Consider the following 24,456-nt stretch of genomic DNA (forward strand, 5'->3'; position numbering starts at 1 on the left):
CGATTTTTTTGGGTTTACCCATCGGATCGAGATCTTTTTGGATAACCGTACATGGTATTTTGCCGGTCCCGAGCTTGAGCTTAATTTCGCACAGCGAGGACAAGCACAGGATGTGCCGGGACATTGCTGGACCCCGGCAAGAGACGTCGGTAAAGCTAAGCACTTTATCGGCAAACACTTCAATACCGGCCCACTGGCAATGGGTGGTCCGGGCCGGTTCTGGTCGTCGGATGCCGGCATGCATCAACAGCTTTACTGGGTGGATTTGCTGATTTCCGAATGGACACCTGAAATCGCGCAGCGGCGCATGGAGCAAGGCTATGTGCACTATCATGAGATCGTGCTGAAAGAGGACGGTTGTTTGCACCCTAAAATGGTGGCTTGGATGCGCCATTCGGCCTTACGCTCGTTCACGTTTGATGGCGGACCTCCACAGACTCGCCCCGATGGTCGACCATTTCGCCCGCGAAATGTGGGGCACGAGGTGCGCCCTGGCGTGGATACCAACTTTCCGCCTAATTACGACATCCCGTATTTACCGGAGAGACTGTGTACGCCCGATCGTGTCGCGACCGATCGCAGCAAATAGAGTGACTGACCGCAGCGACGGCAAGCACAGCAACAAAAAAGCCCCAGCTTTTGGCTGGGGCTTTTTTTATCGCTAACGAGTGTGTCGCGAGTCGAGGTCGATCAGGGCGCAACGCCACTTGGTCCAGGTGGACCCAGGAAGAAGTTTGCGATGATCGAGAAGTCGACAAAGTTGGCGATGCCGTCGCCATCCAGGTCGGCATCGCCGGTGGTGGCCGTGTTGAAGAACGGCACCCACGCCGTGACGTCGAGGAAGTTCACGACGCCATCGTTGTTAAGGTCCGGATCACAGATGTTGCCATAGCCGTCGGCGTCGGTGTCACGCTGGTCGGCGTTGGCCTCTAACGTGCAGTTGTCGGCACTGTCATCCACGCCATCGCCATCTGAATCCGTACCACCACCGGTGACAGGAACAGACGTTAAGCCCGTTGTGTCGCTAAACAGGTAAGTAAAATCATCAATGGTGCTGACGTTACCGCCACCGGCAGCGCCCATGTCGAGTGTGGCTTGAAGATAAAAGGAATCGCCGTCTTCCAACGTGATGTCCATACTCCCCGTCACAATGTTGACCGCGGTGTCGACCTCCAGCACATACGAATCGTCGGGCACGTAGCATTCACCGATGCAGAACAATCGTGCGCCTTCTTCAAAGTCGTTAATGTCCTGAATCGCGAACTCGTTTTGGAACAGCAGCACACGACCCAGAATCCCGTCGATATTGCTGTCTTCGCCAGAGGCTGGACCCGTAAAGCTGACATTGAAAACCGAATCCACGGTAATCGTGGTGGTCGGCCCACTGTAGGTGTAGAAGATCAGCGAAATGCCCGTTGCGCTGCCAATACCTTGCGATGAAGACGTGGCTGAGCCGCTAATTGATGGCACGGCAACGCCATTGCCGTCGATCACGTCGACAAAGACATTGGACGTACCGAGGCTCGTGTTGCTCATATGGCTAGCCGGTGCCCCTTCGACGTTGTCGTCGGCCGGACCGAATGATGAATCACCACCCGATACGCCACCACCGCCACAGTCGGCCGATATGCAGTTAAGTGTGTTGCCGGTAGCGTGTGTGCCCCAGTTGACTGGGCCTGCAAGCGCTTCGGCACTTACAAACGCAGCGATAGCGAACATGAATACAGAAACTTGACGTGACATGTTACTCCCCCTTGTTATGTCATTGTTTTGGTCGCCGACAGGCGTGATCCAGCGCTAGTTTTTATTTCCATCGAGCGCGTGATCAGACTGGCCAAAGTGGATTGCTTTGTTGATTTTTAGTTGAGCTCGGTGAACGTGAAGCGTTCAGATAGAGCCGCGAAACACTGTGCCTGTCCCCAATGATTGTAGACACAAATTCTAAGGAATGCTCTTAATAATAAATTCTTATAAAAAACATAAAATTACAAAAAAATTAAGTAAAATAGCCACTTAGCGATATTCATAGCGGGCTGCGTGAGGCCTGGAAATTGAGCGTTTGGCACGGCGGCATCCACCTCTCAATGAATGGGTGCACAGCGGCCCGGGCAAGATCGAGTGGCCAACTGAGTTGGCCTTGAATTGTCTGGCTCGTTTTCTAACGCTAAGGGGCGCCGTATGCCTGGGCCAAACGGCGACGGTCACCGTGCAAACCCGCTATCGTTTGATCAGTAGACGGCACAAATTTACGATCAAACGTCGTTTGTGACACGAATTGGCTTGATGGTAACGTTTAGGTTTAAGAAAAATGCTTAGGGTCACGCTGCAGCGATCCTGATTCGTCTCACGACCAGCCGGGAAGTGTTCATCATGTCGTTTATCGCCGAACTAAAACGTCGAAACGTGATTCGGGTCCTAATCGCTTATGCCATCTTCGCGTGGTTAGTGATTCAAGTAGTGGCGACAGTACTGCCGCCATTCGATCTTGAACACTGGGTCAGGCCGATCATCTTGCTGCTCGTCGTTGGTGTGGTGCCGGCTATTTTCTTCAGCTGGGCCTTTGAGCTCACCTCGACTGGCGTGCGGCGAGACGGCGAACGGCCCGATGACCTGGTCACCTCCCGTCGTCGCAAACGCGTTTTTGATCGTGTGATTATTGGTCTACTCCTGTGCGCTGTTAGCTACTTTGCTGTTGATAAGTTCTATTTTTCAAAAGCGCGCGAAGCGACGATCGCCGAGACGGCTCGCCAAGAAGGCGTGACGGAGGGACGTCTCAATGCCATTGGTGAAAAATCGGTAGCGGTGCTGCCGTTTGATAACTTGAGCGGCGACGAGTCGAAAGAGTACTTTTCCGACGGCGTCTCGGATCAGATTTTGAGTCTGTTGGCGCAGGTCAAACCGCTTCGAGTGGTGTCGCGATCGTCCAGTTTTTCGTTTAAAGACACCGATAAGACCACGCGGGAAATCGCAGAAGCACTGGGCGTGGCGTATATTCTCGATGGCTCCATTCGCCTGTCTGGTGATGTGGTGCGTGTATCCGTACAGCTTATCGACGCAGAAGCCGATGCGAACATTTGGGCAGAGAATTTTAATCGTACGATTGATGATATTTTCAAAATTCAAGACGACATTGCGCGCGAGGTGAGTTTGGCCATGGATGTGCGCCTGGTCAAAGGCTATCCGCAATCTGCGGTGACCACAGCACAAAGCTATGACATCTATCTGCAGGCGATGAACCGCATTCGCACGCAGCAAACAAAGGAATCGTACGAAACCGCATTGTCGATGCTAAAAGAGGTTGTGACGCTCGATCAGAACTATGCCCTGGCTTGGATAAACAAAGCCATACTCCATCAAACACAGGCATCGAGAGGGTTTGCGCCCTACAGTGAAGCGATGCAGTTGGCGGCCGACTCGGCAGACGAAGCGTATCGCATTGATCCTGATTTTGGTTCGTCGGTGAAGGGCATTATTGCGCTGTGGTACGAGCGCGATTATGAGAGTGCCGCACGCTATTTTCGACGTGCGTTGGAGTTGATTCCAAATGAGGGATCGATTTTGATGAACAGCGCGGTGTTGGCGAATGTGATTGGTCAAACGCCACGTGCTATCGAGCTGGCGGTTAGAGTACCCGATATTGTGCCGACGTCGCCTATTCCCTATATCAATCTGGCTTCTTGGTACGCGGATAATGGTAACTACGAAGAGGCCGAAGCGGCGGCCAATAAGGCGTTGGAAATGGTGCCGACCATTTACGGAGCACCGGCTGTGCTGTCGCGCATCGCATTGTATCGAGGCGAGTTGGACCAAGCGCTGACGTTGAGCGCCAACATTAAACAAGAGCCGCTAAAAGAGGCGGTCAGTGCCGTTATATTGGATAAGCTTGGACGTGAAGACGAGACCGACAGCAAGTTAGACACCATGATTGCTGATCATGCCGGTGATTGGGCGTATTTTATTGCCATGATTTATGCGCAACGTGATCAGACCGATGAGGCATTCACGTGGTTGTTTCGTGCTGTTGATGAGCAGCAAAATACCAACGCATTGAAGACCGATGCGTTCTTCAAGCCACTTTACAGCGATGCCCGGTGGGAGCAGCTGCTTGAGCGTAATGGTTTGTCAACAGAGCAGGTCGGTCATATTGAGATATGATCGAATCGGCCGCGTGGAGTGTGCCGGAGAAGCCTGTTTTGCTACATGGCTCAACGTGAGCGATCACGCGTTTCCCATCGCATTGATAATCTAACGATACCGCTATGCTCAAACTTATTGCCCGAGCGATCATGAAGCTACGTGGTTGGACCTCATTTAACGCCGAGGTCGGCGTCGAAAAAGCTGTGATTATTGCTGCTCCTCATACGTCGAACTGGGACGCGTTTTGGGGCATTGTCTTTATCGTCGCGAACGATATTCGCGTACAGTTCTTTGGCAAGCACACGTTGTTTTGGTTTCCGCTGGGCGCCATTTTGCGTTACTTCGGGTGCGTGCCTCTTAATCGCGCGCAGGCTGGTTCAGCGGTTGCGCAGGCGGTGAGACTGTTTGCCGATCGTGATGCACTGTTGTTTGCCATGGCGCCCGAGGGCACACGCAGCTATCGACCGCATTGGAAATCCGGTTTTTATCGCATCGCGCGCGGGGCCTCGGTGCCGGTGTTGGTGGGTGTAATCGACTACGCTAAGAAACAAATTGGTTTTGCGGCTTGTCTGGATTTGACGGGCGATGAGGCGGCTGACTTGCAGCGCATCGCCTCACTTTACGAGGGCGCCGCAGGATTTCATCCGGAAAAAATGGGGCCGATACGGTTGAAAAAACCGGAATAACCAAATGTAGCCCGAGAGGCGTTTAGGCCCTAACATTCACCAAATTGACTGCGCTAGCGGTTGGCGTTTGGGAAGGCAAAACTTGCGTTTTCTCGCACGCCACCCGATGGCCAACGCTGGGTGATCGTTTTGCGATGGGTATAGAACCGCACCGCATCGGGGCCGTAGGCGTATAGATCGCCAAACAGTGAGCGTTTCCAGCCGCCGAAACTTTGACTTGCTATGGGTACTGGCAGCGGCACATTTACCCCGACCATGCCCACCTGAATCGTGTCAGTAAAGAATCGCGCGGCCTCACCGTCGCGTGTAAACAGGCAGGTACCGTTGCCGTATTCGTGTGCATCAATCATCGACATAGCGCGCTCGAGGCTGTCGACACGGACCACGCACAGCACCGGACCAAAGATTTCTTCTTGATAAATCGTCATGTCAGGCGTGACGTGATCAAATAGACAGCCGCCCAGAAAGTAACCATTTTCGTAGCCTTCGACTGTTGCGTTTCGACCATCGACGACGAGCGATGCGCCGTTAATGATGCCGCTTTCAATGTAGGCCAAAACCTTGTCTTTGTGCATGCGGCTAATGAGCGGACCCATATCATTCGACGTGTCGGTACCCGGGCCAATGTTGAGATCGCCAAGCGCCGTACGAATACCTTGGACGACGCGATCAGCGGTGTCGTCTCCGACACACACCGCCACCGATATTGCCATGCAGCGTTCACCACAACTGCCAAACGCGGCGCCCATCAGCGCACTCACCGCATTGGGAATGTCGGCATCTGGCATCACCACGGCATGATTCTTAGCGCCGCCCAATGCTTGTACTCGTTTGCCATTTTGGGTGGCGGTCGTGTAGATGTATTCGGCAATCGGCGTTGAGCCGACGAAGCTCACGGCGGCAATACGTGGGTCGTGCAGCAAGGCGTCGACCGCCAATTTGTCGCCATTGACTACGTTAAACACGCCATCGGGTAGGCCGGCTTCGCGTAGCAGGCGCGCAATAATCAATGAGGGGGTTGGGTCTTTTTCAGAGGGTTTGAGGACAAATGTGTTACCGCAAGCGATCGCAATGGGGAACATCCACATCGGCACCATGGCGGGGAAATTGAAAGGCGTTATACCCGTTACCACGCCGAGCGGTTGATGCTCTGACCAACAGTCAATGGCGGGTCCCGCATTTTTACTGTGCTCACCTTTGAGCAGTTCTGGCGCGCCACACGCATACTCGACCACCTCGATGCCGCGGGTCAACTCACCCATCGCGTCGTCGAGCACTTTGCCGTGTTCACGGGTGATCGCTAGTGCGATGTCATTGGCATGCTGTTCAAGCAGCTGGCGAAAACGAAACAGGATGCGTGCGCGACGTTGTGGTGGTTCATGCCGCCAGGTTCTAAACGCGCGTTCTGCGGCGGCGACCGCCTGGTCTACGGCGTGTGCATCGGCTAGACAGACGTGCGCACGCGCCTCGCCCGCCGCGGGATCGAATACCTCGGCGGTGCGTGGGCCGGTGGTGATGGTTTGGCCATCGATAAAATGACCGATACGAGGTAAAGCGCTTGGGTCAGTCATGGGCGGTCACTCGGTGAAAGGCAAAAAGAGCTGGCGACATTATGGGCCGCGACTTTCGATTCAATCAAGTACGCGCGTCGTACGCCCCCAGTCTACATTAACGCCTGGGGTACGACCCATATCGCGATAATCGTTACCAATACCACGCACAACACATTGAGGACGATGCCGGCCTTGACCATGTCGGGGATCGTCATTTTGCCGGTGGAGAACACGATGGCATTGGGCGCTGTAGCAACCGGTAGCATAAACGCGCAGCTTGCAGCGATTGTGATCGGCACAGTCAGCAGTAAAGGCGGCACACCCGCCTGCAGCGCGATCGCGCCCATAACCGGCAGTAAAGTAGCGGTTGTGGCCAGATTGCTGGTGAGCTCGGTAAGCAGCACAACCAACGCAACAATGGCCACGATTAGTACCACAATGCCGAAGGCGTTTAGGGGGGCCAGACTTTCGCCCAGCCATAGCGCCAATCCGGACTGGCTAACACCTCGTGCCAAACTCAATCCGCCCCCAAATAAAATCAGCACTCCCCAAGGCAAGCGCGTGGCGTTGTCCCAGGTCATGAGTTGACCTTGTGTTTTATCGCCGCTTGGAATCACAAACAGCAATACCGCGGCGGTCATGACAATTCCGGCGTCGGACAACCCGTTCAAAAAAGGCACATAGGCGCTTAACGACTTGCGCAGCATCCAACCTGCGATCACCAGGCCGAACAACACGGCGACGCGTTTTTCCGCCGTGGACATGGGGCCGAGCTGCTGTCGGCTGTCGCGCAACAGCGTGGCGACCGCCTCGGAGCGAGGTATGGTCACGGGGAACAGCACACGGGTAAGCAGCCACCAGGCGACGGGTAACATCACGGCACTAAACGGCAGCCCCACCCACATCCACCGGGCAAAGCTGATTTCGATGTTATAGGTGTCGGCCAGATAGCCGGTCAGCAAGGCGTTGGGCGGTGTGCCGATAAGAGTGGCGACTCCGCCGATACTGGCCGAGTACGCGAGACCTAAGAGCATGGCGATTTCGAATCGGCGATGGGCTTCCGGCGGCAGTTCTGGCATGTTGTCGCGAATCACCACGACAACCGATAACACAATCGGCAACAGCATCATGGTGGTCGAGGTGTTGGTCATCCACATGGAAAGCAGGCCGCTCACGACCATAAAACCCAATACGAGACGTCGGCCATCGGTACCGGTTTTGTTCAGAATATAGAGCGCGATGCGTCGATGAAGATCCCACCGTTCGACGGCCAGCGCCAGCATAAATCCGCCCAAAAACAGATAAATAATCGGTGAGGCAAACGGTGCGGCCGCGTCGCGCAGGCTGCTCACTCCCAGTGGTTCGAACGTGATGAGCGGGATAAAGGCGGTCACCGGCACGGGCACGGCTTCTGTTGCCCACCAAATGGCCATCCAGAGTCCGATGCCTGCCGTGCGCCAAGCGCTCAGGCTCATGACATCCTGCTCGCTGCCGGTGAGCAGCATAATAAGAAACACGAGAGGACCCAGCCAGCGACCGACTCGCTGATAGGTTTTGGTTGTCTGCGCATGCATAGCGGTGTTTATACCCTGTGGGGAGTCCAAAACAAAGGCATCGTTCATCGACCCCAAATGGCGGCGTGTCGTGATGCGTACGCGACAAACTGTGGCAACCTGGACACGTTTTTACGACCAGAGCCATTGGCCTTGATCGGCCAGGTGTCGCGGTGTGGCGGTATGCCGAGTTGGGCGACTGGACACACACTTCTGTCCATAGACCCGCATTCGATGGTTTCATCGCGACTCAAGGGTATTCCCGCTAATTTCTACTCCCGTATTAGGTATAATTCGAGGATGCCTGTCATTCGATCATCCGCCGCCACCGCGCTGACGCTGGTGGCGGTTTTCTTTGCCGCTGCTAAAGCGCACGGCCAGCCACCTTCCGACTCGGCGCCGGCCGACGCAGCGTCGCGCGGCAGTCGCGCGCTGCTCGAACCGTCTGAACCACAGACGTTCGGTTGGATTGAGCAAGTAATTTTGTCTCCGGAGTTGCAATGGAAGCTCGACGCTAAACTGGACACCGGCGCAGATACGTCGTCGCTGGACGCGCATAAGATTCGTCGCGTGCGTTACAAAGGGAAAAGCTACGTGCGTTTTTCGATAAAGAATCCAGAAAGCGGTGAGATGGTGTCGTTACGACGGCCCTATGTCCGCACAGTCCGCATTCGCCGCCACACCGGCAATCACCAGCGCCGACGAGTGGCACTCATGACCGTTTGTTTGGGTAACGTTGAGCGCACGATCGAAGTCACACTCACGGATCGAGAGTACTTCGACTACCCAATGTTACTGGGTCGCAGTGCGCTGGCGGGATTGGCGGTCGTGGATCCCATGGCCACCTATACGCGCGATCCAGATTGTCGGCCCGCGCTCGAATCAGATCCGATTGACGCCGGGGAAACCGCAGACGATTCCGACGCCGGGGTAACATCGGCACCGCGTGATTTCTTGTCAAGCGGTCAAAAATACTCGGCCGACATCACGCCGGTCCGCGCAAGCGGTGAGCCCTCAGATGGCGTCGACGTCATGCGATCGCGCGGCGTAGCGCGGACACGCACCGGAGACTAGAGGTGTTTATCCGCCGACAGGTCATTGTGCTCTCGCTCTTGCTCGCGCTCGCGGGCATGGCGTTGTTTTCGTATAAAGCGTTCGAGCTTGGATTGCCGCTGAAAGAAAACACCGATTCGCGCGTCTGGACCGTCGAAGCCCGCTTGGGTTTTGTCGGCACAGGCGGGCCGGCCAAAGCGCAGATGCGTTTGCCGCAGCAACCGCCTGGACTGGGTATCCTCAACGAAAACTTTATTTCGCGCGGATTTGGTCTCAGTACGCAAGAATACGACAATCGCGAGCGACTTGCGTTTTGGTCATTACGCCGAGCGCGCGGTCCGCAAGCCGTTTACTATCGTCTGTCTGTGTTCAAAGAAGCGGTCGACGCGTCACGCGCGCAAACGCCAGCGTTCCCACCCATTCCCAAGCTAGAGGAGCCTTACTCGACGGCGCTTGAAGATCTGGTGTCTGACGCGCGAGAACGCTCGGCCGACATCGCCTCGTTCACCTCCGAAATGTTGCGGCATATCAACAACCCGACCCAGGAAGAGAATGTGCAACTGTTTCTGGGCGCCGACAACAGTACGATTGCCAAAGCTAAAGTCACCCAAACGTTGTTAGCCGGCGCACGGATTCCCACGCGCATCGCAAATGGGATGGAGCTTCGCGATGAGCCGCATGTCGCGACAATTCGACCTTGGCTTGAGGTGCACAACGGGCAGCGTTGGCTGTCCTTCGACGTGGAGTCCGGCGTGCAGTTCGAAGCGGATCGGCATCTGGTTTGGTTCTATGGCGACAAAGACTTTGTGTCGGTGAGCGGGGGGCGCAATGTAGAAACCGAGATTTTCTTGCGCAAAGAGATGATTGATAGCATCGCGGTCGCCGAACAGCGCGCGATCAATGTGGGATCTCATGCTGTTGAGTTTTCGCTGTTCAGTTTGCCGATTCGCACCCAAGCCGTCTATGGCGTGCTGCTTATGATTCCGATCGGCGCACTCGTGATGGTGTTGATGCGAAACGTGATTGGTGTGCCGACGTTTGGCACGTTCACCCCCATTTTGGTGGCGTTGGCGTTTCGCGAAACGCAATTACTGTACGGCATTATTTTGTTCTCATTCGTCGTCGCGCTTGGCTTACTGGTGCGCTTCTATTTCGAAAAGCTGCGTCTATTGCTTGTCCCCAGGCTCGCAGCGGTGCTCACGGTGGTGGTCTTGTTGCTAGTGGGTATCAGCATCATGAGCAATCGCCTCGACCTTGAGACCGGATTATCGGTGGCGCTGTTTCCCATGGTCATTTTGACGATGGTGATCGAACGCATGTCGATTGTGTGGGAAGAGCGCGGTTCGGGCGCGGCGATGTCAGAAGGCTTCGGCAGTCTCGTGGTGGCGACCATGGCCTATTTGGTGATGAGCATCGATCAGCTCCAATACTTGCTGTTTGCCTTTCCAGAATTGCTGTTAATCGTTCTGGGGTTGTGTCTCCTGCTGGGTCGCTACACTGGGTTTCGGGCATCCGAACTCATTCGCTTTCGTTCGTTTGGCGACTCGAAGGCCTAAGCGACATGTGGTTTACAACGCCAGCCAAATTGAATCGGGCCGGAGTCGTTGGTATCAACGAACGCAACGGCAATTTGATCATGCGCTACAACGAACGGCGTCTGTATCCGCTGGTCGATAATAAAATCCTCACCAAGCAATTGGCGGAAGAGGCCGGTATGGCTGTGCCGAAATTATACGCGGTGATCGAAACTCAACACGACGTTGCCCGGCTTGAAACCATTTTGGAGGGTCGCGAGCAATTTGTGATGAAACCGGCTCACGGCAGTGGCGGCGACGGCATTTTAGTGATTGAAAATGTCACAGCGAAAGGCTTGCGACGTCATGACGGCACGCACTTGAGCTTTGATGAGGCGCGCTACCATGCCTCCACGACATTAAGTGGTCAATACAGTCTTGGGGGATTACCTGACAAGCTGATGGTGGAGTACCGCGTGCAGTTTGATCCGTTGTTCGAAAAGATTTCCTATCAAGGGGTGCCGGACATTCGCGTTATTGTGTTCCAGGGCTATCCGGTGATGTCGATGGTCCGTTTGCCCACTCGTGTGTCGGGCGGCAAAGCCAATCTGCATCAGGGCGCCATTGGCGTGGGCATCGATCTTTCTACTGGCACCACAACAAGTGGTTCGATCGGGAATGAGATCATTGCCGAGCACCCCGATACTGGCAACGCGATCTCGGGTCTCACGTTACCCGGGTGGCAGTCGATTCTTGAGCTGGCGGCCCGATGCTTCGACATCACCGGCCTGGGCTACTTGGGTGTCGATATTGTGCTTGATAAAGAACGTGGTGCGCTCATTTTGGAGCTGAATGCGCGTCCGGGCCTCAATATTCAAATTGCCAACTTCGTCGGTTTGGGCGCACGAATTGATGCGCTTCGATCGCGTGTGCGACAGCCAGAGAGTGCCGAGGCGCGGGTGGCGCATGCGCGTCAGGCGTTTGCCCAGTAATGCGCGTCAATCCGGCGAGCGCAATCGCTCGTTGCTCGGATCGAACGGGCTTTCGGTGATGACCACCGCGTCGTAGCGTTTACCCAGAATATCGATGTGTAGCTGCGTTCCGATGCCGGCGGCACTCGCGTCCACCAGACCCAGCGCTAATGATTTATTCACGCGGAACCCAAAACCCCCACTCGTGCAGCGACCAACCAATTCGCCATTGCGAGTGAGTGCGTTACTGCCCAATGCGTCGGCGTCGTCCACGTTTAACACTTCGACCGTCACGAACTGAAGCGCCCGCTCGTCGCGCTGCCGTCGTACCAATGCCTCGCGACCCAAAAAGTCCCCTTTGTCCAGTTTTACGAATCGCTCAAGACCGGATTCGAAGGCGGAATATTCAATCGACAGTTCGGTGCCTACCATGCGATAAGATTTTTCTAGGCGCATCGAGTCCATTGCGCGAATGCCAAACGGTTTGATGTCAAACGCTTTGCCGGCGCTAAACAGGGCGTCAAACAGATGGTTTTGATATTCGATCGGATGGTGCAGTTCCCAGCCCAGTTCGCCAATAAAGTTCACACGCATGGCGTTGACCGGCGCCATGCCGATGGTGACATTGCGGGCACGCAACCACGGGAATGCGCTGTTTGAAAAGTCATCTCGGGACAGTGATTCGAGTACCTGTCTTGATTTTGGTCCAGCCAGCACGAGAACCCCTGTGCTGCCGGTCAGTTCTTCGAACTGCACGGAGCCATCGTTGGGCATGTGTTTGAGCAGGTAGTCCTGATCCAGGCGTTGAAGGCCAGCGCCCGACACCAGATAAAACGACTGGTCGGATTCACGACGGATGGTGAACTCAGAGTGGACGCCACCGTTGGCATTCAGCGCATGCGCGAGACTAAGCTGTCCAGTCTTTTTGGGCAGTGAGTTTGCCACCATCGAATCCAGAAACGCCTCGGCACCAGGCCCAGAAAAACGACACTTGGCAAACGAGGTCATGTCGAGCACGCCGACGTGCTCGGTGACATGCGCCACTTCGCGTTTGACAGCATCAAACCAACGCGAGCGGCGGAAGGACCAATGGTCCTGTTGCGCTTCGCCTTCGGCGGCGAACCAGTTTGGTCGTTCCCAACCGGCTTTTTGCCCAAAGACCGCTCCCATGGCTTTGAGTCGGTCGTAACACGGTGCCGTGCGCAGCGGACGACCCGCCTCTCGCTCCTCGTCGGGAAAATGGGTGACAAATTGGTGGGCGTAGCTCTCCTCGTTTTTCTTAATGAGGTAGGCCTTGGTGGCGTAGTCGCTGAAGCGCCGCGGGTCGAGGCTCAGCATGTCGATGCTCGGTTCGCCTTCGACAATCCACTTCGCGAGCTGCCAGCCCGCGCCACCCGACACGCAGATGCCAAAGGTGTGGCCTTCGTTGAGCCAAAAATTCTTAATCCCCCAGGCTGGACCAATCAGTGGGCTTGCGTCTGGCGTGTAGGGAATCGCGCCATTGAAGACCTGCTTGATGCCGGTTTCAGCGCAGGCGGGTATCCGCGCCATAGCCGATTCAATGTGCGGCTCGAGTCGATCCAGTTCACCGTTGAACAATTCGTACTCGGTGTCCGCCGGCACGCCATCGACATAGCAACACGGCGCACCCTGTTCGTAGGGACCGATGATGAAACCTTTGTTTTCTTCACGGATGTACCACGAGCCGTCGGATTCGCGAATGACCGGTATTTCCGGTTCGCCGTTAGCATGGCGTGCTTCGACGTCGGGATGCGGCTCGGTCACGATGTATTGGTGCTCGACCGGAATGACGGGCACATCTAGCCCCACCATCGCGCCGGTTTGCCGAGCATAGGAACCGGTGGCGGACACGACATGTTCGCATTCAATGTCACCTTTATCGGTCACCACGCGCCAAGTGTCGTTCTCGGTTCGTTCGATTGCCGTGACTTCTGTCTTGCGATAGATCTCAGCACCGCGCTGGCGAGCGCCTTTTGCCAGAGCCTGCGTTAAATCAGCGGGCTGAATATAGCCGTCATCGGGGTGATAGAGCGTATCGAATAGTTGGTCAGTAGTGGATAACGGCACCAGCGCTCGGTATTCCTCGGGCGATAAAAACTGCGTCTTGACGCCAATGGTCTCAGCGACTGTGGCGTACTGAAGATGCTCATCGAGTCGATCTTGGTTCGTCGCCATACGTAGGCTGCCGACGTTTTTGTAGCCCGTAGGCTGACCGGTTTCCTCTTCAAGCGTTTGGTAGAGTTCGATGGAGTACTTTTGAATCTGCCCCATGCTGTAATTCATGTTGAATAGTGGCAGCAGGCCGGCCGCATGCCAGGTGCTGCCAGAAGTCAGCTCCGCTTTTTCGACCAGCACGACTTCGTCGCCCCAGCCGAGTTTGGCCAAATGATAGAGCGTACTCACGCCGACCACGCCACCGCCAATAACCACCACTTTTGCGTTTGATTTCATCGATGTCTATTCCTGATTGGGTTGAACGCCCATTACGCGCGAACGCGTTCGCTTTTTGGGTCATACATGGGTCGGCTACTGACGCGTGCACTGAAACGCTGTCCCGCGATTTCAATTTGATACGCCGACGTCAGCAGCGTGGCGGGTGTTTCCCCTTGTGCATGCTTAATAATGCCAAGGCCTACGGCGCGACCCAACGTGTGGCCATAGGCGCCGGACGTAATATAGCCCACGGACTCGCCATCTCGGTAGATCGTTTCATTGTGATAGAGCAGCGGCTCAGGATCGTCCAATGCAAACTGCAAAAGTCGTCGGGATACGCCTTCATCGCGCTGTCGTTGAACAGTCTCACGACCGATGAAATCAGTATCCATCGCGCACGCAAAACCCAGGCCCGCTTCAATGGGAGTGTCGAGGTCGTTGATATCATGTCCCCAGTGACGAAAGCCCTTTTCCATGCGGCACGCATCGAGCGTATGGTAGCCGCAGTGGCGGAGCGCCACGTCTGCACCGTGCTTGAGCAGATGCTGATACACGGTCAGTGCGCCACCGACCGGAATATACAGCTCCCAACCGAGCTCGCCCACGTAGGTGATGCGTTGAGCCAGTAGATCGACGCCGTCAATCGTGACATGACGCGCCGTGGCAAACGCAAAGCCCTCGTGGCTCCAGTCATCGTCGCTGACCGACTGCATCAGCACGCGTGCATTCGGCCCCATCACGCTGATCACCGCATAGTCGTGCGTCACGTCCTGCAGCGCACAGCGCGCGTCGGGGGCAATGTGTGTGCGCAGCCAGTGAAAGTCACGGCGACCCGTGGCGGGGCTAGTAATGATTTGGAAACACTCGCGGTCAAGTCGGGTGACGGTGACATCGGCCTCGATGCCGCCTTGTGCATTAAGCCACTGGGTGTAGACCACTTTGCCGTCGTCGACCGCTATGTTGTTGGTACAGATGCGTTGCAGCTGCGCCTCGGCGTCCGCGCCTTGAACCCGAAATTTGGCGAACGACGTTTGATCGAACAGGCCAACCGTCTCGCGCACTGCGGCGTGCTCGCGTCCGGCGCACTCAAACCAATTTTGTCGCTTGAAGCTGTATTCGTATTCGGGCTGCATGCCTGACGCGGCGAACCAATTGGTGCGTTCCCAGCCCGCCACTTCGCCAAAGCAGGCACCTTGGTCTTTGAGGGCCTCATGGAGCGGGCTGTGATAAATGCCACGCGACGTTTCATACTGACGATAAGGCCAGTGCATTTCATAAAGCAGGCCAAGTGTTTCACTCACGCGATGTTTGAGATAGTCGGCGTCGTTTTGAAAGACGAACGTGCGGCGAATATCCACATCCCAGAGGTCGGGGGTTGGGACGCCGGTAGTGATCCAATCCGCTAAGACTTTGCCTGCGCCCGAGGCGGACTGAATGCCCACCGAGTTAAAACCAGCCGCGACGAAAAAACCATTGAGTTCAGGCGCTTCGCCCAACAGATAACTGCCATCGGGCGTAAAACTCTCTGGGCCGTTGAAGAACGTTTGGATACCGGTCGATTCAAGTCGGGGAATACGCCGCATCGCGCCTTCAAGAATCGGCATAAAGTGGTCCAGGTCTTCGGGGAGCTCACCAAAACTAAAGTTGGCTGGGATACCTCCCATGCCCCAAGGTTTGGCCGTTTTTTCAAACGCGCCAATGAGGATTTTTCCCGCATCCTCTTTGTAATACGCATTGCCGTTTGCATCGCGCAATACAGGCAGGCCGGATGGCAGATCGTCCATCGGTTCGGTGATTGCATAGAAATGCTCGCAGGCGTGTAGCGGTACGCTCACGCCGACGTCTTGGGCAAGTTGGCGCGCCCACATGCCCGCGCAGTTCACCACACGCTGCGTTTTAATACGCTGTTCACCTGCATGCACCGCTACGACTTGCCCATTGGCGTGCTCTACCCGCGTGACGGGCGTGTGTTCCATCAGCGTCACGCCAAGCTGGCGAGCACCTTTGGCCAGCGCCATAGTGAGATCAACAGGATTGAGTTGACCGTCTTTTGGCACAAACACCGCGCCCTCAACATCTTCAATATTGAGGAGCGGCCACAATTCAGCCACTTCTTGCGGGCCCACGTCGCGAGCGTCGACACCGAGCTGCCGCGCCATAGTCGCGCCGCGCCGAACTTCTTCAAGACGCTCCTTACAAGTGGCTACGTTTAAGCTGCCATTTTGCTTCAGCCCGGTTGATTGGCCGGTTTCTGCTTCGAGCGTGGGATAAAGACCCAGCCCATACATAGACAGTTCGCTGAGTTTGCGCGAACCGCGTAGCTGCGGCACGAGTCCGGCGGCGTGCCAGGTCGTACCCGATGTCAGTTGATCCCGCTCGAGCAGCACGACGTCCGTGACGCCAAGCTTGCCGAGGTGGTAGGCGACGCTGCAGCCGACGACGCCACCGCCGATCACGACAACGCTTGCAGTTTCAGGCAAAGAACGCGAGTTCATGTTGGCGACCTTTTTCGTAACGACCGTTCGGTCGGTTGTGTATCCGTCTAATGATCCGTGGTGAGAGACACGCATGGCGCGCCGCGGGTGAGTCAGACACGCGATAGGGCGTCGTCAATCGACGCGACAATTTGGTCAATGTCCTGTTCCGTCGCGATGAGGGCCGGCGCCAGCGCAATCGTGTTGTTAAAGTCTCGGAAGCTGCGATTGGTGCGACCAATCATGACGCCTTGCTCAAGGCAGTCGGCGGCGATTTTCATCACCACGGTTTCATCGACCGGCGTTTTACTCCGTCGATCAGACACCAGTTCCAGACCACAGAAAAGACCTTTGCCTCGGACGTCCCCAATTAACTCGTGCTTGGATTTGAGCTCATGCAGTTTCGCGAGCAGATACGCGCCCACACGCTGGGTATTGTCGAGCAGGTTTTCGTCTTCAATGATGCGCAGGTTTTCAAGGGCAGCGACTGGGCCGGAGGCGCAACCGCCAAACGTGGATACATCACGAAAGTAGCCCATGCGATCTTTGGGGTCTTCCTTGAAGAGGTCGAACACCGCGTCAGTGGTCACCGTGCATGAAATGGCCGCATAACCGGAGGCGACGCCTTTGGCCATGGTGACGATGTCGGGTTTGATGCCGTAGTGTTGATAGCCAAACCACGTACCCGTGCGCCCTAATCCACACACCACCTCATCGATGTGCAGCAGTACGTCGTATTTTTTGCAGATGGCCTGAATGGTTTCCCAATAACCGGCCGGTGGAGTAATCACACCGCCACCTGCTGTGATGGGTTCGAGCACCACGGCACCAACGGTATCGGCACCTTCGCGAAGAATGGTCGTTTCAAGTTCTTGGGCGGCCCGCGGTCCGTAGTCGACGTCGTCGTACTGATTGCGGTATTCGAGACAGTGCGGCATTTCGACGAAGCCGGGTGCGAAGGGGCCGTACTGGTTCTTGCGTTCGAACTGACCGGTCGAGCTCAGGCACCCGATGGTGGTGCCATGGTAGTCGCGTTCACGATAAATGATCTTATGCTTTTTGCCCCCGTATTTAAGGTGCGCAATTTGGCGAACGATCTTGTACGCCTTCTCGTTCGCCTCGGAGCCAGAATTGGAAAAATACACGCGTCCCATGCCGGGCATTTTTTCGAGCAGCCGTTCGGCAAAAAGCGCGCCCGGTACATTCCCCGCGGAGTTGGCAAAGAAGCACATGTCGACCAGTTGGTCATGGACCGCTTTGGCGATTGATGTTCGCCCGTAACCCACGTTCACCGTCCAGAGTCCACCGGAAACAGCGTCTAGATACTCTTTGCCATTGGCGTCCCACACGCGCAGCCCTTTGCCCTTGACCACCATCATCGGTGGGCTGGCATCGAACGCGTAGTGGTTGGTCAAGTGATGCCAGACGTGTCGACGGTCTAATTCGGCCACATGGCTAAACGGTTCCGAGGTCAAATTGGCAACCATAGTGAATCCCTCAGTTGGATAAAACGGTACAGTGAATGACGTTGATCGCACACTAGCGCGAACCTCTCTGTATCTATAGCACCAACCTGATCGTCGCCGTTGGCCAGGTATCGCTAGCCACTATATAAAACAATAAGATAGCCTGTGACAAACGCGTGTTCTGACCATTTTGCTTCGGGTCAGTGACGAATCGTTGGCGTCCGGTGCGGCAAGCGTATAGCGTTGGCCACTGAACCGCCCAGCAATGTGAGTAACTCGCTATCCGACAGCTCTTTCATCTTGATCCTGGCAGTGACCAGAGTCTGCAGAAACAAATCGTTGAGCAGATTGTGGCGGCTATCGTGCGCGGCAACATCCCGCCCGATAAACCACTGCCGCCCAGCCGCGTGTTGGCCAGCCAGCTGGGGGTTGCGCGCAATACGGTGACGCTGGCGTATTACCGTTTGAAAGACGATGGGTTTTTGGTATCCAAAGAACGCAGCGGATTTTATGTTAATCCAGACGCGATCGAGGCCTCGGCGGCGGTGCCACGCCGTGCAACAGATACGGTCGATCCGCTGTTTGCACCGGATTGGTCGGCACGTACGCTGCGCCTACCGTCGGCTCAGCGCAATATCGAAAAGCCAGGCAATTGGACGGAGTATCCGTACCCGTTTATTTACGGCCAACTCGACTACAATCTCTTCCCTGTGCATCACTGGCGCGAGTGCTGTCGAGATGCCGCGAGCGTGAGCGCGGTGCGTGACTGGGCCGGCGATCAGGTGCATCAAGACGACGATATGCTTATCGCGCAAATCCGGCAGCACCTGTTGCCAAGACGCGGCGTGTTCGCCGAATCTGACCAGATCATGATCACCGTGGGCGCACAGCAGGCGTTGTATATGATCGCGCGTTTGTTTTTGGATGCGACCACAACCATTGGGATTGAAGACCCCGGGTATGTGGATATTCGCAATATCGCCGATCTCAATAGAGCGCGCATTCAGCCATTGCCGATCGATGAGCAGGGGCTTGTGATCAACAACGCGATCGGCCGCTGCGATTACGTTTATGTCACACCAAGCCACCAGTCGCCGACAACGGTCACATTGCCACTGGAACGCCGCAATGCGCTGTTAGATATGGCGGTGCGTGATGACATTGTGATCATTGAGGATGATTACGAGAGTGAAATGGCGTTTTTGTCGACGCCCACGCCCGCGCTCAAGAGCCTGGATAAGAACAGCCGAGTGATTTACGTCGGAAGTTTGTCGAAGACGTTGGCGCCCGGTTTGCGGATTGGTTACGTGGTGGCGTCGGCAGACTTGATCCGCGAACTGCGAGCGATGCGTCGACTGATCGTGCGGCATCCGGCAGCCAATAATCAACGGGCGGCGGCGATGTTTATGGCCCGTGGCTACTATGAGTCCCACAAGCGCTCGCTGGTGCGAACCTACAAGGAGCGACACCTGGCGCTGCGCGATGCACTCGATCGTTACTTGCCCGATAGCACCACCGTACCCGCTCATGGCGGATCCTCCTTTTGGATCACCGCGCATCCACGGCTGGATGCTCGCAAGCTCGCCGAGGCCGCGGCCTCCCACGGCCTGTTGATCGAGCCGGGCGACGTGCATTTTCAATCCGCCAACCCTCCACGAAACTGCTTCCGATTGGGGTTTTCCTCAATCGACACCGAGCGAATCGAGCCGGGTATCAAGCTTTTGAGCGAACTGGTCGAACGTACGTCCGATTCACACTAGATTCGGACACCCGATGTCGCCGCGGCGCGGCGCGCGCTTTGGTGCCACCTGCCGGTTTGCTGTGGCCCTATGGGTCGGGCACGTCTCTCGCTATCGTCAGTCCCGTGCCTGTATACCCAGGCCTCCGCCTCAAACCAACTTATAAGGAATGCCACGATGACCCGCATGACTCCCAGTGAAGCCTTTGTTGAGACTATGGTGGCGCATGGCGTCAAGGATATTTTCGGCATCATGGGTTCGGCTTTTATGGACGCTATGGATATTTTTGAGCCCGCCGGCATTCGATTTATTCCCGTGGTGCACGAGCAGGGCGCGGCCCACATGGCCGACGGCTACTCGCGCGTGAGTGGCCGGCACGGTGTGGTGATCAGCCAAAACGGACCCGGCGTGACCAACACCGTGACGGGTATTGCGGCGGCGTATTGGGCGCATTCGCCCGTGGTCAACGTGACGCCAGAAATCGGCACGATGGGCATCGGTCACGGGGGGTTTCAAGAAGCCAACCAGCTGCCGATGTTTGAAGAATTCACGAAGTATCAGGCGCACCTCAACAACCCTGCGCGTATGGCCGAATACACCGCTCGATGTTTTGATCGGGCGCTATCCGAAATGGGGCCGACCCAACTGAATATCCCGCGCGATCTGTTTTATGGCGATATTGATGTTGATATCCCGGCGCCCATGTCGCTCGATCGTGGTCCCGGCGGCGAACGCACCTTAAGCGAAGCGGCAGAATTGTTAAGCCGAGCCAAATTTCCGGTCATCGTCTCAGGCGGCGGTGTGGTCAATGCCAATGCGGTTGCTCAATGCCAGAATCTGGCTGAGCGACTCGGCGCGCCGGTGGTCAACAGTTACCTTCATAACGACTCGTTCCCAGCGAGCCATCCACTGTGGTGTGGACCGCTGGGCTACCAAGGGTCGAAAGCGGCCATGAAATTAATTAGCCAAGCCGACGTCGTACTTGCTCTGGGCACTCGCCTTGGGCCCTTCGGCACGCTGCCTCAGCACGGCATGGACTATTGGCCGAGCGATGCCAAGATCATTCAGGTTGATGCGGACCATAAAATGCTCGGCCTGGTCAAAAAAATCTCAGTGGGAATTTGCGGCGATGCTAAAGAGACGGCCGAGTCATTGTTGGCGCGGCTGGGTCAAAGCACGTTGGCATGTGATGCTAACCGAGACGAACGAGCGGCCAAGATTGCGCACGAAAAAAGTGAGTGGGAACAGGAGTTGGATAGCTGGATCCATGAGCGAGACGACTACAGTTTGGACGCGATTAAGCGCGCCGATGGGAAATACCTGCATCCTCGGCAGGTGCTACGCGAACTGGAGAAAGCCATGCCGAAAATGGCTATGGTGTCGACCGATATTGGCAATATTAACTCTGTGGCGAACAGCTATTTGCGCTTTGAACAGCCACGTAGTTTCTTTGCGGCCATGAGTTTCGGTAATTGCGGTTACGCGTTCCCAACCATTATCGGCGCGAAAGCCGCTTCGCCCGAACGCCCCGCCATCAGTTATGTAGGCGATGGGGCGTGGGGTATGAGCATGGGTGAGACCATGACGTGTGTGCGGGAGAATCTGCCGGTGACGGCGGTGGTGTTTAACAATGGTCAATGGGGCGCAGAGAAGAAGAACCAGGTTGATTTTTATGACCGCCGTTTTGTCGCGGGCGAACTGGATAACCAGAGTTTCGCTGGAATCGGTCGAGCAATGGGCGCAGAAGGCGTTACGGTGAGTGCGTTGGATGAGGTCGGACCTGCCTTGGAGGCCGCGATCGATGCACAAATGAAAGACGGCAAGACGACCGTGCTTGAAATTATGTGCACCCAAGAACTTGGCGATCCGTTCCGCCGCGACGCGTTATCCAAACCGGTGCGCTATCTCGATAAGTACAAAGACTATACGTAAGCGCATGCGGGCTCATCGGCCATGTTGAGCGATAAACCCGTTGAAATCCCCGCGGGTCTACTGACGCGCGCGCAGCGGTGCACGCCGCTACAGGCCGTTGTTGCCAACGCGGGCTCGCGCGTGGTGTTGGAAAGCGCCAAACTTGCGATGGACTACGGTCTTCTTGTTCCAACACTCGTCGGCGAGGCGTCGGTCATCGATCGTGAAGCACATGCGCTTGGCTGGGATCTTAGTGCTGTACGAACGGTGCCCGCGGCGGACGAGCACGAGGCCGCGCGCACGGCGGTGGCACTGGTGCGTGATGGCGAGGGGGATGCGCTGGTTAAAGGGGATGTCCACACCGACGTGCTGTTGCGCGCCGTGTTGGATAAGTCTCGTGGCATTCGTACGGAGTCGTTGTTGAGTCATGTTTTTCACATGACGGTGCCGGGCAGTGATCAGTCGCTGTGCATCACCGATGCGGTACTCAATGTGTTGCCGACATTGGCGCAAAAACAGGCCATTTTGGAAAATGCCATTACGCTGTTGCACGCACTCGGCAATCCAGACCCCAAAATCGCGTTACTGTCAGCCGCGGAAACCGTGAGTACCGCCATGCCGTCGTCGGTGGAGGCGGCGGCGCTGCGCGACTGGGCGCAGACGCATCGACTCAACGCGACGGTTGACGGTCCGCTTGCTTTCGATCTTGCGGTCTCGCCAGAGGCTGCGACGATTAAGGGACTGCAAAGCGCGGTCGCCGGACGCAGCGATGCATTACTCGTGCCGAACATTGAGACGGGTAACGCGCTGTTCAAAATGATGGTTTATTTTCAAGCGGCCTCAGCAGCCGGGATTGTGCTGGGGGCACGCGTCCCGATCATGCTGACATCGCGAGCCGATCCGCCGGCAGCGAGGGTAGCCTCCGCAGCGCTAGCGCTCGTGTCTGCGCATCATGCCAAGGCCTAGTCGGCGGCTCAGTTAAGGACACACGGAAACCTGCCCCGCACCAACGCCCGTTGCCATACCGCGATCTTAGTCGTGTGACTTGGCGAGCGCTCGATCGATCGCCTCACTTCGTCGAGTCAGTCGCCTTTGGCGCATGACTCAATTCTGCGTGTGTCATGTACCTATTCGCTGTTGGTCGCGACGACCGGGCCAGGGCTAGGTTGAGTTTCACTCGTGCGCGCTTCATCATGCAATCGCACCGACTGGGAGAGGTGGGAACATGGGGCCGTTAAACGGACTGAAAATCATCGAGGTGAAAGGGCTGGGACCTGGCCCGTACGCGGGCATGCTGTTGGCCGATTTAGGTGCCGATGTGATTGTGATCGAGCGCAGCGGTGCGCCGGGCATCGCGCCACCCGCTGAGCGCGACGTGTTTTCGCGTGGAAAGCGTCGTCTATCGCTGGACTTGAAATCATCGAACGGTATCCAGGTGCTTAAACTGTTGGCTCAACAGGCGGATGCGCTCATCGAAGGCTTCCGGCCCGGCGTCATGGAGCGACTCGGTGTCGGACCTGATGCGCTGCACGACCTGAATCCCAAATTAGTCTACGGACGCATGACCGGTTGGGGGCAGACTGGCCCGCTATCGCAACGCGCCGGCCACGATATTAACTACATTGCCCTTACCGGCGCGCTGCACGCGATCGGCGAGCGCGACACACCTCTGCCGCCATTGAATCTCGTGGGTGATTTTGCGGGTGGCAGTTTGTTTCTAGTCACCGGTGTGCTTGCGGCATTATGGGAGGCGCGCGTCTCCGGTCAGGGGCAGGTGGTCGATGCCGCGATTAGTGACGGCAGCGCGCACCTGATGTCGTTGTTTTATACCTTAAGTGAGTTGGGTATGTGGACAACCATTCGACAGCGCAATATGTTGGATGGCGGTGCACCGTTTTATCGGGTGTACGCCACTCAAGACGAGCGCTTTGTGGCGGTGGGCGCGCTGGAGCCGGCGTTTTTTGCCCAGTTGTTAGAGGGCACTGGTTTGCCCAGCGATTTTGCCCATCATCAACATAATCCATCGAAATGGCCGGAACTGAAAGCGGCGTTTGAGACCGTGTTTAAAACCCGCACGCGGGATGAATGGGTGGCGGTGTTTGAACAGACTGACGCCTGTGTTACGCCGGTACTGGATCTGCACGAAGCTTTGAACCATGCGCACAACGCAGCGCGCGACACATATGTAACCGTCGACGGTGTCGACCAGCCGGCACCGGCACCGCGTTTTAGTCGTACTGCCTGTGCAGCGCCGACGTCGCCTGCGTCGCTCGGAGACCTTCGGCACACCTTATCCGCCTGGGGTGTCTCTGAGTCGGCGCTATCGGCATTCGAATCCGAACGCGAGCCGTAGCCTTCTGGACTTTGTCCATCGCGCCTTTTAGTCTGGACATCCAACGTCTATTTTCGGAGGGCGACCGTGCAGCAGCTCAGCGGGCTCGACGCGTCATTTCTTTACCTTGAGACAGCCAATTCGCCGATGCATATCGGCGGCCTATCGATTTACGATCCCTCCACAGCGGAGGGTGGACGGGTCACGTTTAAACAAATATTGGCCAATATTACGGCTCGCGCGCAGCGGATTCCCGCGCTGACGAATACGCTCGTCGAGGTGCCGTTGAGTCTCGATCATCCGTATTGGCGGACCGACGGCGATTTTGATCCCGAGTTTCACATTCGACACATTGCGTTGCCCAAGCCCGGCGATTGGCGTCAGTTATGCATCCAAGTGTCGAGGTTGCACGCTCGACCGCTCGATCGTGCGCACCCACTGTGGGAAATGTATGTGATCGAAGGTCTCGATAATGTGGAGGGCTATCCACCGGGATGTTTTGCGATATTGAGTAAAATGCACCACGCCGCGATTGACGGCGCGTCTGGCATTGAGATCGCTTCGGTGATTCATGATCTTGACCCATCACCGGCGTCATTGCCCAAAATGCGTC

17 protein-coding genes are annotated in these 24,456 nt (G+C 56.3%); 11 read left to right on the plus strand and 6 right to left on the minus strand.

The features are described 5' to 3' along the window. Positions 1-589, plus strand: a 589-nt coding sequence (locus AAF465_15555; protein MEM7084144.1) for a hypothetical protein, incomplete at its 5' end; no start/stop codon positions are given. A gap of 101 nt (positions 590-690) precedes the next feature. On the opposite strand, the gene AAF465_15560 is transcribed toward AAF465_15555, so the two are convergent. Then, positions 691-1,743 (minus strand): thrombospondin type 3 repeat-containing protein, encoded by a 1,053-nt coding sequence (locus AAF465_15560; GenBank protein MEM7084145.1) that lies wholly within the window; start codon positions 1,741-1,743, stop codon positions 691-693. A gap of 627 nt (positions 1,744-2,370) precedes the next feature. Here AAF465_15560 and AAF465_15565 point away from each other — a divergent pair. Both AAF465_15565 and AAF465_15570 read left to right on the plus strand, forming a co-directional pair. Continuing rightward, a complete protein-coding gene (locus AAF465_15565; protein MEM7084146.1) occupies positions 2,371-4,155 on the plus strand; it encodes a tetratricopeptide repeat protein in 1,785 nt (594 codons plus the stop codon). Positions 4,156-4,259: 104 nt separating this feature from the next. Next, on the plus strand, positions 4,260-4,823 hold the full coding sequence (locus AAF465_15570; protein ID MEM7084147.1) for a 1-acyl-sn-glycerol-3-phosphate acyltransferase: 564 nt from the start codon (positions 4,260-4,262) through the stop codon (positions 4,821-4,823). Between the two features lie 53 nt (positions 4,824-4,876). Here the strand turns inward: AAF465_15570 and AAF465_15575 are convergent, their stop codons facing one another. Further along, on the minus strand, positions 4,877-6,394 hold the full coding sequence (locus tag AAF465_15575; protein ID MEM7084148.1) for a CoA-acylating methylmalonate-semialdehyde dehydrogenase: 1,518 nt from the start codon (positions 6,392-6,394) through the stop codon (positions 4,877-4,879). 92 nt (positions 6,395-6,486) lie between these two features. Continuing rightward, positions 6,487-7,950: a DASS family sodium-coupled anion symporter gene (locus tag AAF465_15580; GenBank protein MEM7084149.1), complete on the minus strand. Its 1,464-nt coding sequence runs from the start codon at positions 7,948-7,950 to the stop codon at positions 6,487-6,489. 279 nt (positions 7,951-8,229) lie between these two features. Here AAF465_15580 and AAF465_15585 point away from each other — a divergent pair, with 279 nt between their 5' ends. Genes AAF465_15585 through AAF465_15595 form a run of 3 tightly spaced genes read left to right on the plus strand, consistent with a single transcriptional unit; the run spans position 8,230 to position 11,488 of the window. Beyond that, complete coding sequence (locus tag AAF465_15585) at positions 8,230-9,003, plus strand: ATP-dependent zinc protease (protein ID MEM7084150.1); 774 nt, start codon at positions 8,230-8,232, stop codon at positions 9,001-9,003. A gap of 2 nt (positions 9,004-9,005) precedes the next feature. Further along, complete coding sequence (locus AAF465_15590) at positions 9,006-10,538, plus strand: UUP1 family membrane protein (GenBank protein ID MEM7084151.1); 1,533 nt, start codon at positions 9,006-9,008, stop codon at positions 10,536-10,538. A 5-nt stretch (positions 10,539-10,543) separates the two neighbouring features. Beyond that, complete coding sequence (locus tag AAF465_15595) at positions 10,544-11,488, plus strand: alpha-L-glutamate ligase-like protein (GenBank protein ID MEM7084152.1); 945 nt, start codon at positions 10,544-10,546, stop codon at positions 11,486-11,488. A 6-nt stretch (positions 11,489-11,494) separates the two neighbouring features. On the opposite strand, the gene AAF465_15600 is transcribed toward AAF465_15595, so the two are convergent. The 3 genes from AAF465_15600 to AAF465_15610 all read right to left on the minus strand — a co-directional run bounded on the left by AAF465_15600 (position 11,495) and on the right by AAF465_15610 (position 17,882). Beyond that, positions 11,495-13,939, minus strand: a complete 2,445-nt coding sequence (locus AAF465_15600; protein MEM7084153.1) for an FAD-dependent oxidoreductase — start codon at positions 13,937-13,939, stop codon at positions 11,495-11,497. Positions 13,940-13,971: 32 nt separating this feature from the next. Then, positions 13,972-16,416: an FAD-dependent oxidoreductase gene (locus AAF465_15605; protein ID MEM7084154.1), complete on the minus strand. Its 2,445-nt coding sequence runs from the start codon at positions 16,414-16,416 to the stop codon at positions 13,972-13,974. A 92-nt stretch (positions 16,417-16,508) separates the two neighbouring features. After that, positions 16,509-17,882, minus strand: coding sequence for an aminotransferase class III-fold pyridoxal phosphate-dependent enzyme (locus AAF465_15610; protein MEM7084155.1), 1,374 nt, complete (start codon positions 17,880-17,882; stop codon positions 16,509-16,511). A 314-nt stretch (positions 17,883-18,196) separates the two neighbouring features. On the opposite strand from AAF465_15610, the gene AAF465_15615 reads away from it, so the two are divergent. From AAF465_15615 to AAF465_15635, 5 genes are all read left to right on the plus strand, one after another. Next, a complete protein-coding gene (locus AAF465_15615; GenBank protein MEM7084156.1) occupies positions 18,197-19,621 on the plus strand; it encodes a PLP-dependent aminotransferase family protein in 1,425 nt (474 codons plus the stop codon). 165 nt (positions 19,622-19,786) lie between these two features. Further along, positions 19,787-21,532 carry a sulfoacetaldehyde acetyltransferase gene (xsc, locus tag AAF465_15620; GenBank protein ID MEM7084157.1) on the plus strand — a complete coding sequence of 582 codons (1,746 nt, stop codon included), beginning with the start codon at positions 19,787-19,789 and terminating at the stop codon, positions 21,530-21,532. A gap of 21 nt (positions 21,533-21,553) precedes the next feature. Beyond that, on the plus strand, positions 21,554-22,477 hold the full coding sequence (locus AAF465_15625; GenBank protein ID MEM7084158.1) for a bifunctional enoyl-CoA hydratase/phosphate acetyltransferase: 924 nt from the start codon (positions 21,554-21,556) through the stop codon (positions 22,475-22,477). A 259-nt stretch (positions 22,478-22,736) separates the two neighbouring features. Then, positions 22,737-23,864 carry a CaiB/BaiF CoA-transferase family protein gene (locus AAF465_15630; GenBank protein ID MEM7084159.1) on the plus strand — a complete coding sequence of 376 codons (1,128 nt, stop codon included), beginning with the start codon at positions 22,737-22,739 and terminating at the stop codon, positions 23,862-23,864. Between the two features lie 66 nt (positions 23,865-23,930). Next, a partial coding sequence (locus tag AAF465_15635; GenBank protein ID MEM7084160.1) for a wax ester/triacylglycerol synthase domain-containing protein occupies positions 23,931-24,456 on the plus strand: 526 nt, incomplete at its 3' end.

It is taken from the genome of Pseudomonadota bacterium (genome assembly GCA_039028935.1).
Taxonomy (GTDB): Bacteria; Pseudomonadota; Gammaproteobacteria; order Steroidobacterales; family SZUA-146; genus SZUA-146.

Bases quoted from the DNA above. Each gene is read 5' to 3' on its own strand.
- AAF465_15560 (MEM7084145.1), bottom strand. From the start codon at position 1,743: ATGTCACGTCAAGTTTCTGTATTCATGTTCGCTATCGCTGCGTTTGTA.
- AAF465_15565 (MEM7084146.1), top strand. From the start codon at position 2,371: ATGTCGTTTATCGCCGAACTAAAACGTCGAAACGTGATTCGGGTCCTA.
- AAF465_15570 (MEM7084147.1), top strand. From the start codon at position 4,260: ATGCTCAAACTTATTGCCCGAGCGATCATGAAGCTACGTGGTTGGACC.
- AAF465_15575 (MEM7084148.1), bottom strand. From the start codon at position 6,394: ATGACTGACCCAAGCGCTTTACCTCGTATCGGTCATTTTATCGATGGC.
- AAF465_15580 (MEM7084149.1), bottom strand. From the start codon at position 7,950: ATGCATGCGCAGACAACCAAAACCTATCAGCGAGTCGGTCGCTGGCTG.
- AAF465_15585 (MEM7084150.1), top strand. From the start codon at position 8,230: ATGCCTGTCATTCGATCATCCGCCGCCACCGCGCTGACGCTGGTGGCG.
- AAF465_15595 (MEM7084152.1), top strand. From the start codon at position 10,544: ATGTGGTTTACAACGCCAGCCAAATTGAATCGGGCCGGAGTCGTTGGT.
- AAF465_15600 (MEM7084153.1), bottom strand. From the start codon at position 13,939: ATGAAATCAAACGCAAAAGTGGTGGTTATTGGCGGTGGCGTGGTCGGC.
- AAF465_15605 (MEM7084154.1), bottom strand. From the start codon at position 16,416: ATGAACTCGCGTTCTTTGCCTGAAACTGCAAGCGTTGTCGTGATCGGC.
- AAF465_15610 (MEM7084155.1), bottom strand. From the start codon at position 17,882: ATGGTTGCCAATTTGACCTCGGAACCGTTTAGCCATGTGGCCGAATTA.
- xsc (MEM7084157.1), top strand. From the start codon at position 19,787: ATGACTCCCAGTGAAGCCTTTGTTGAGACTATGGTGGCGCATGGCGTC.
- AAF465_15625 (MEM7084158.1), top strand. From the start codon at position 21,554: ATGTTGAGCGATAAACCCGTTGAAATCCCCGCGGGTCTACTGACGCGC.
- AAF465_15630 (MEM7084159.1), top strand. From the start codon at position 22,737: ATGGGGCCGTTAAACGGACTGAAAATCATCGAGGTGAAAGGGCTGGGA.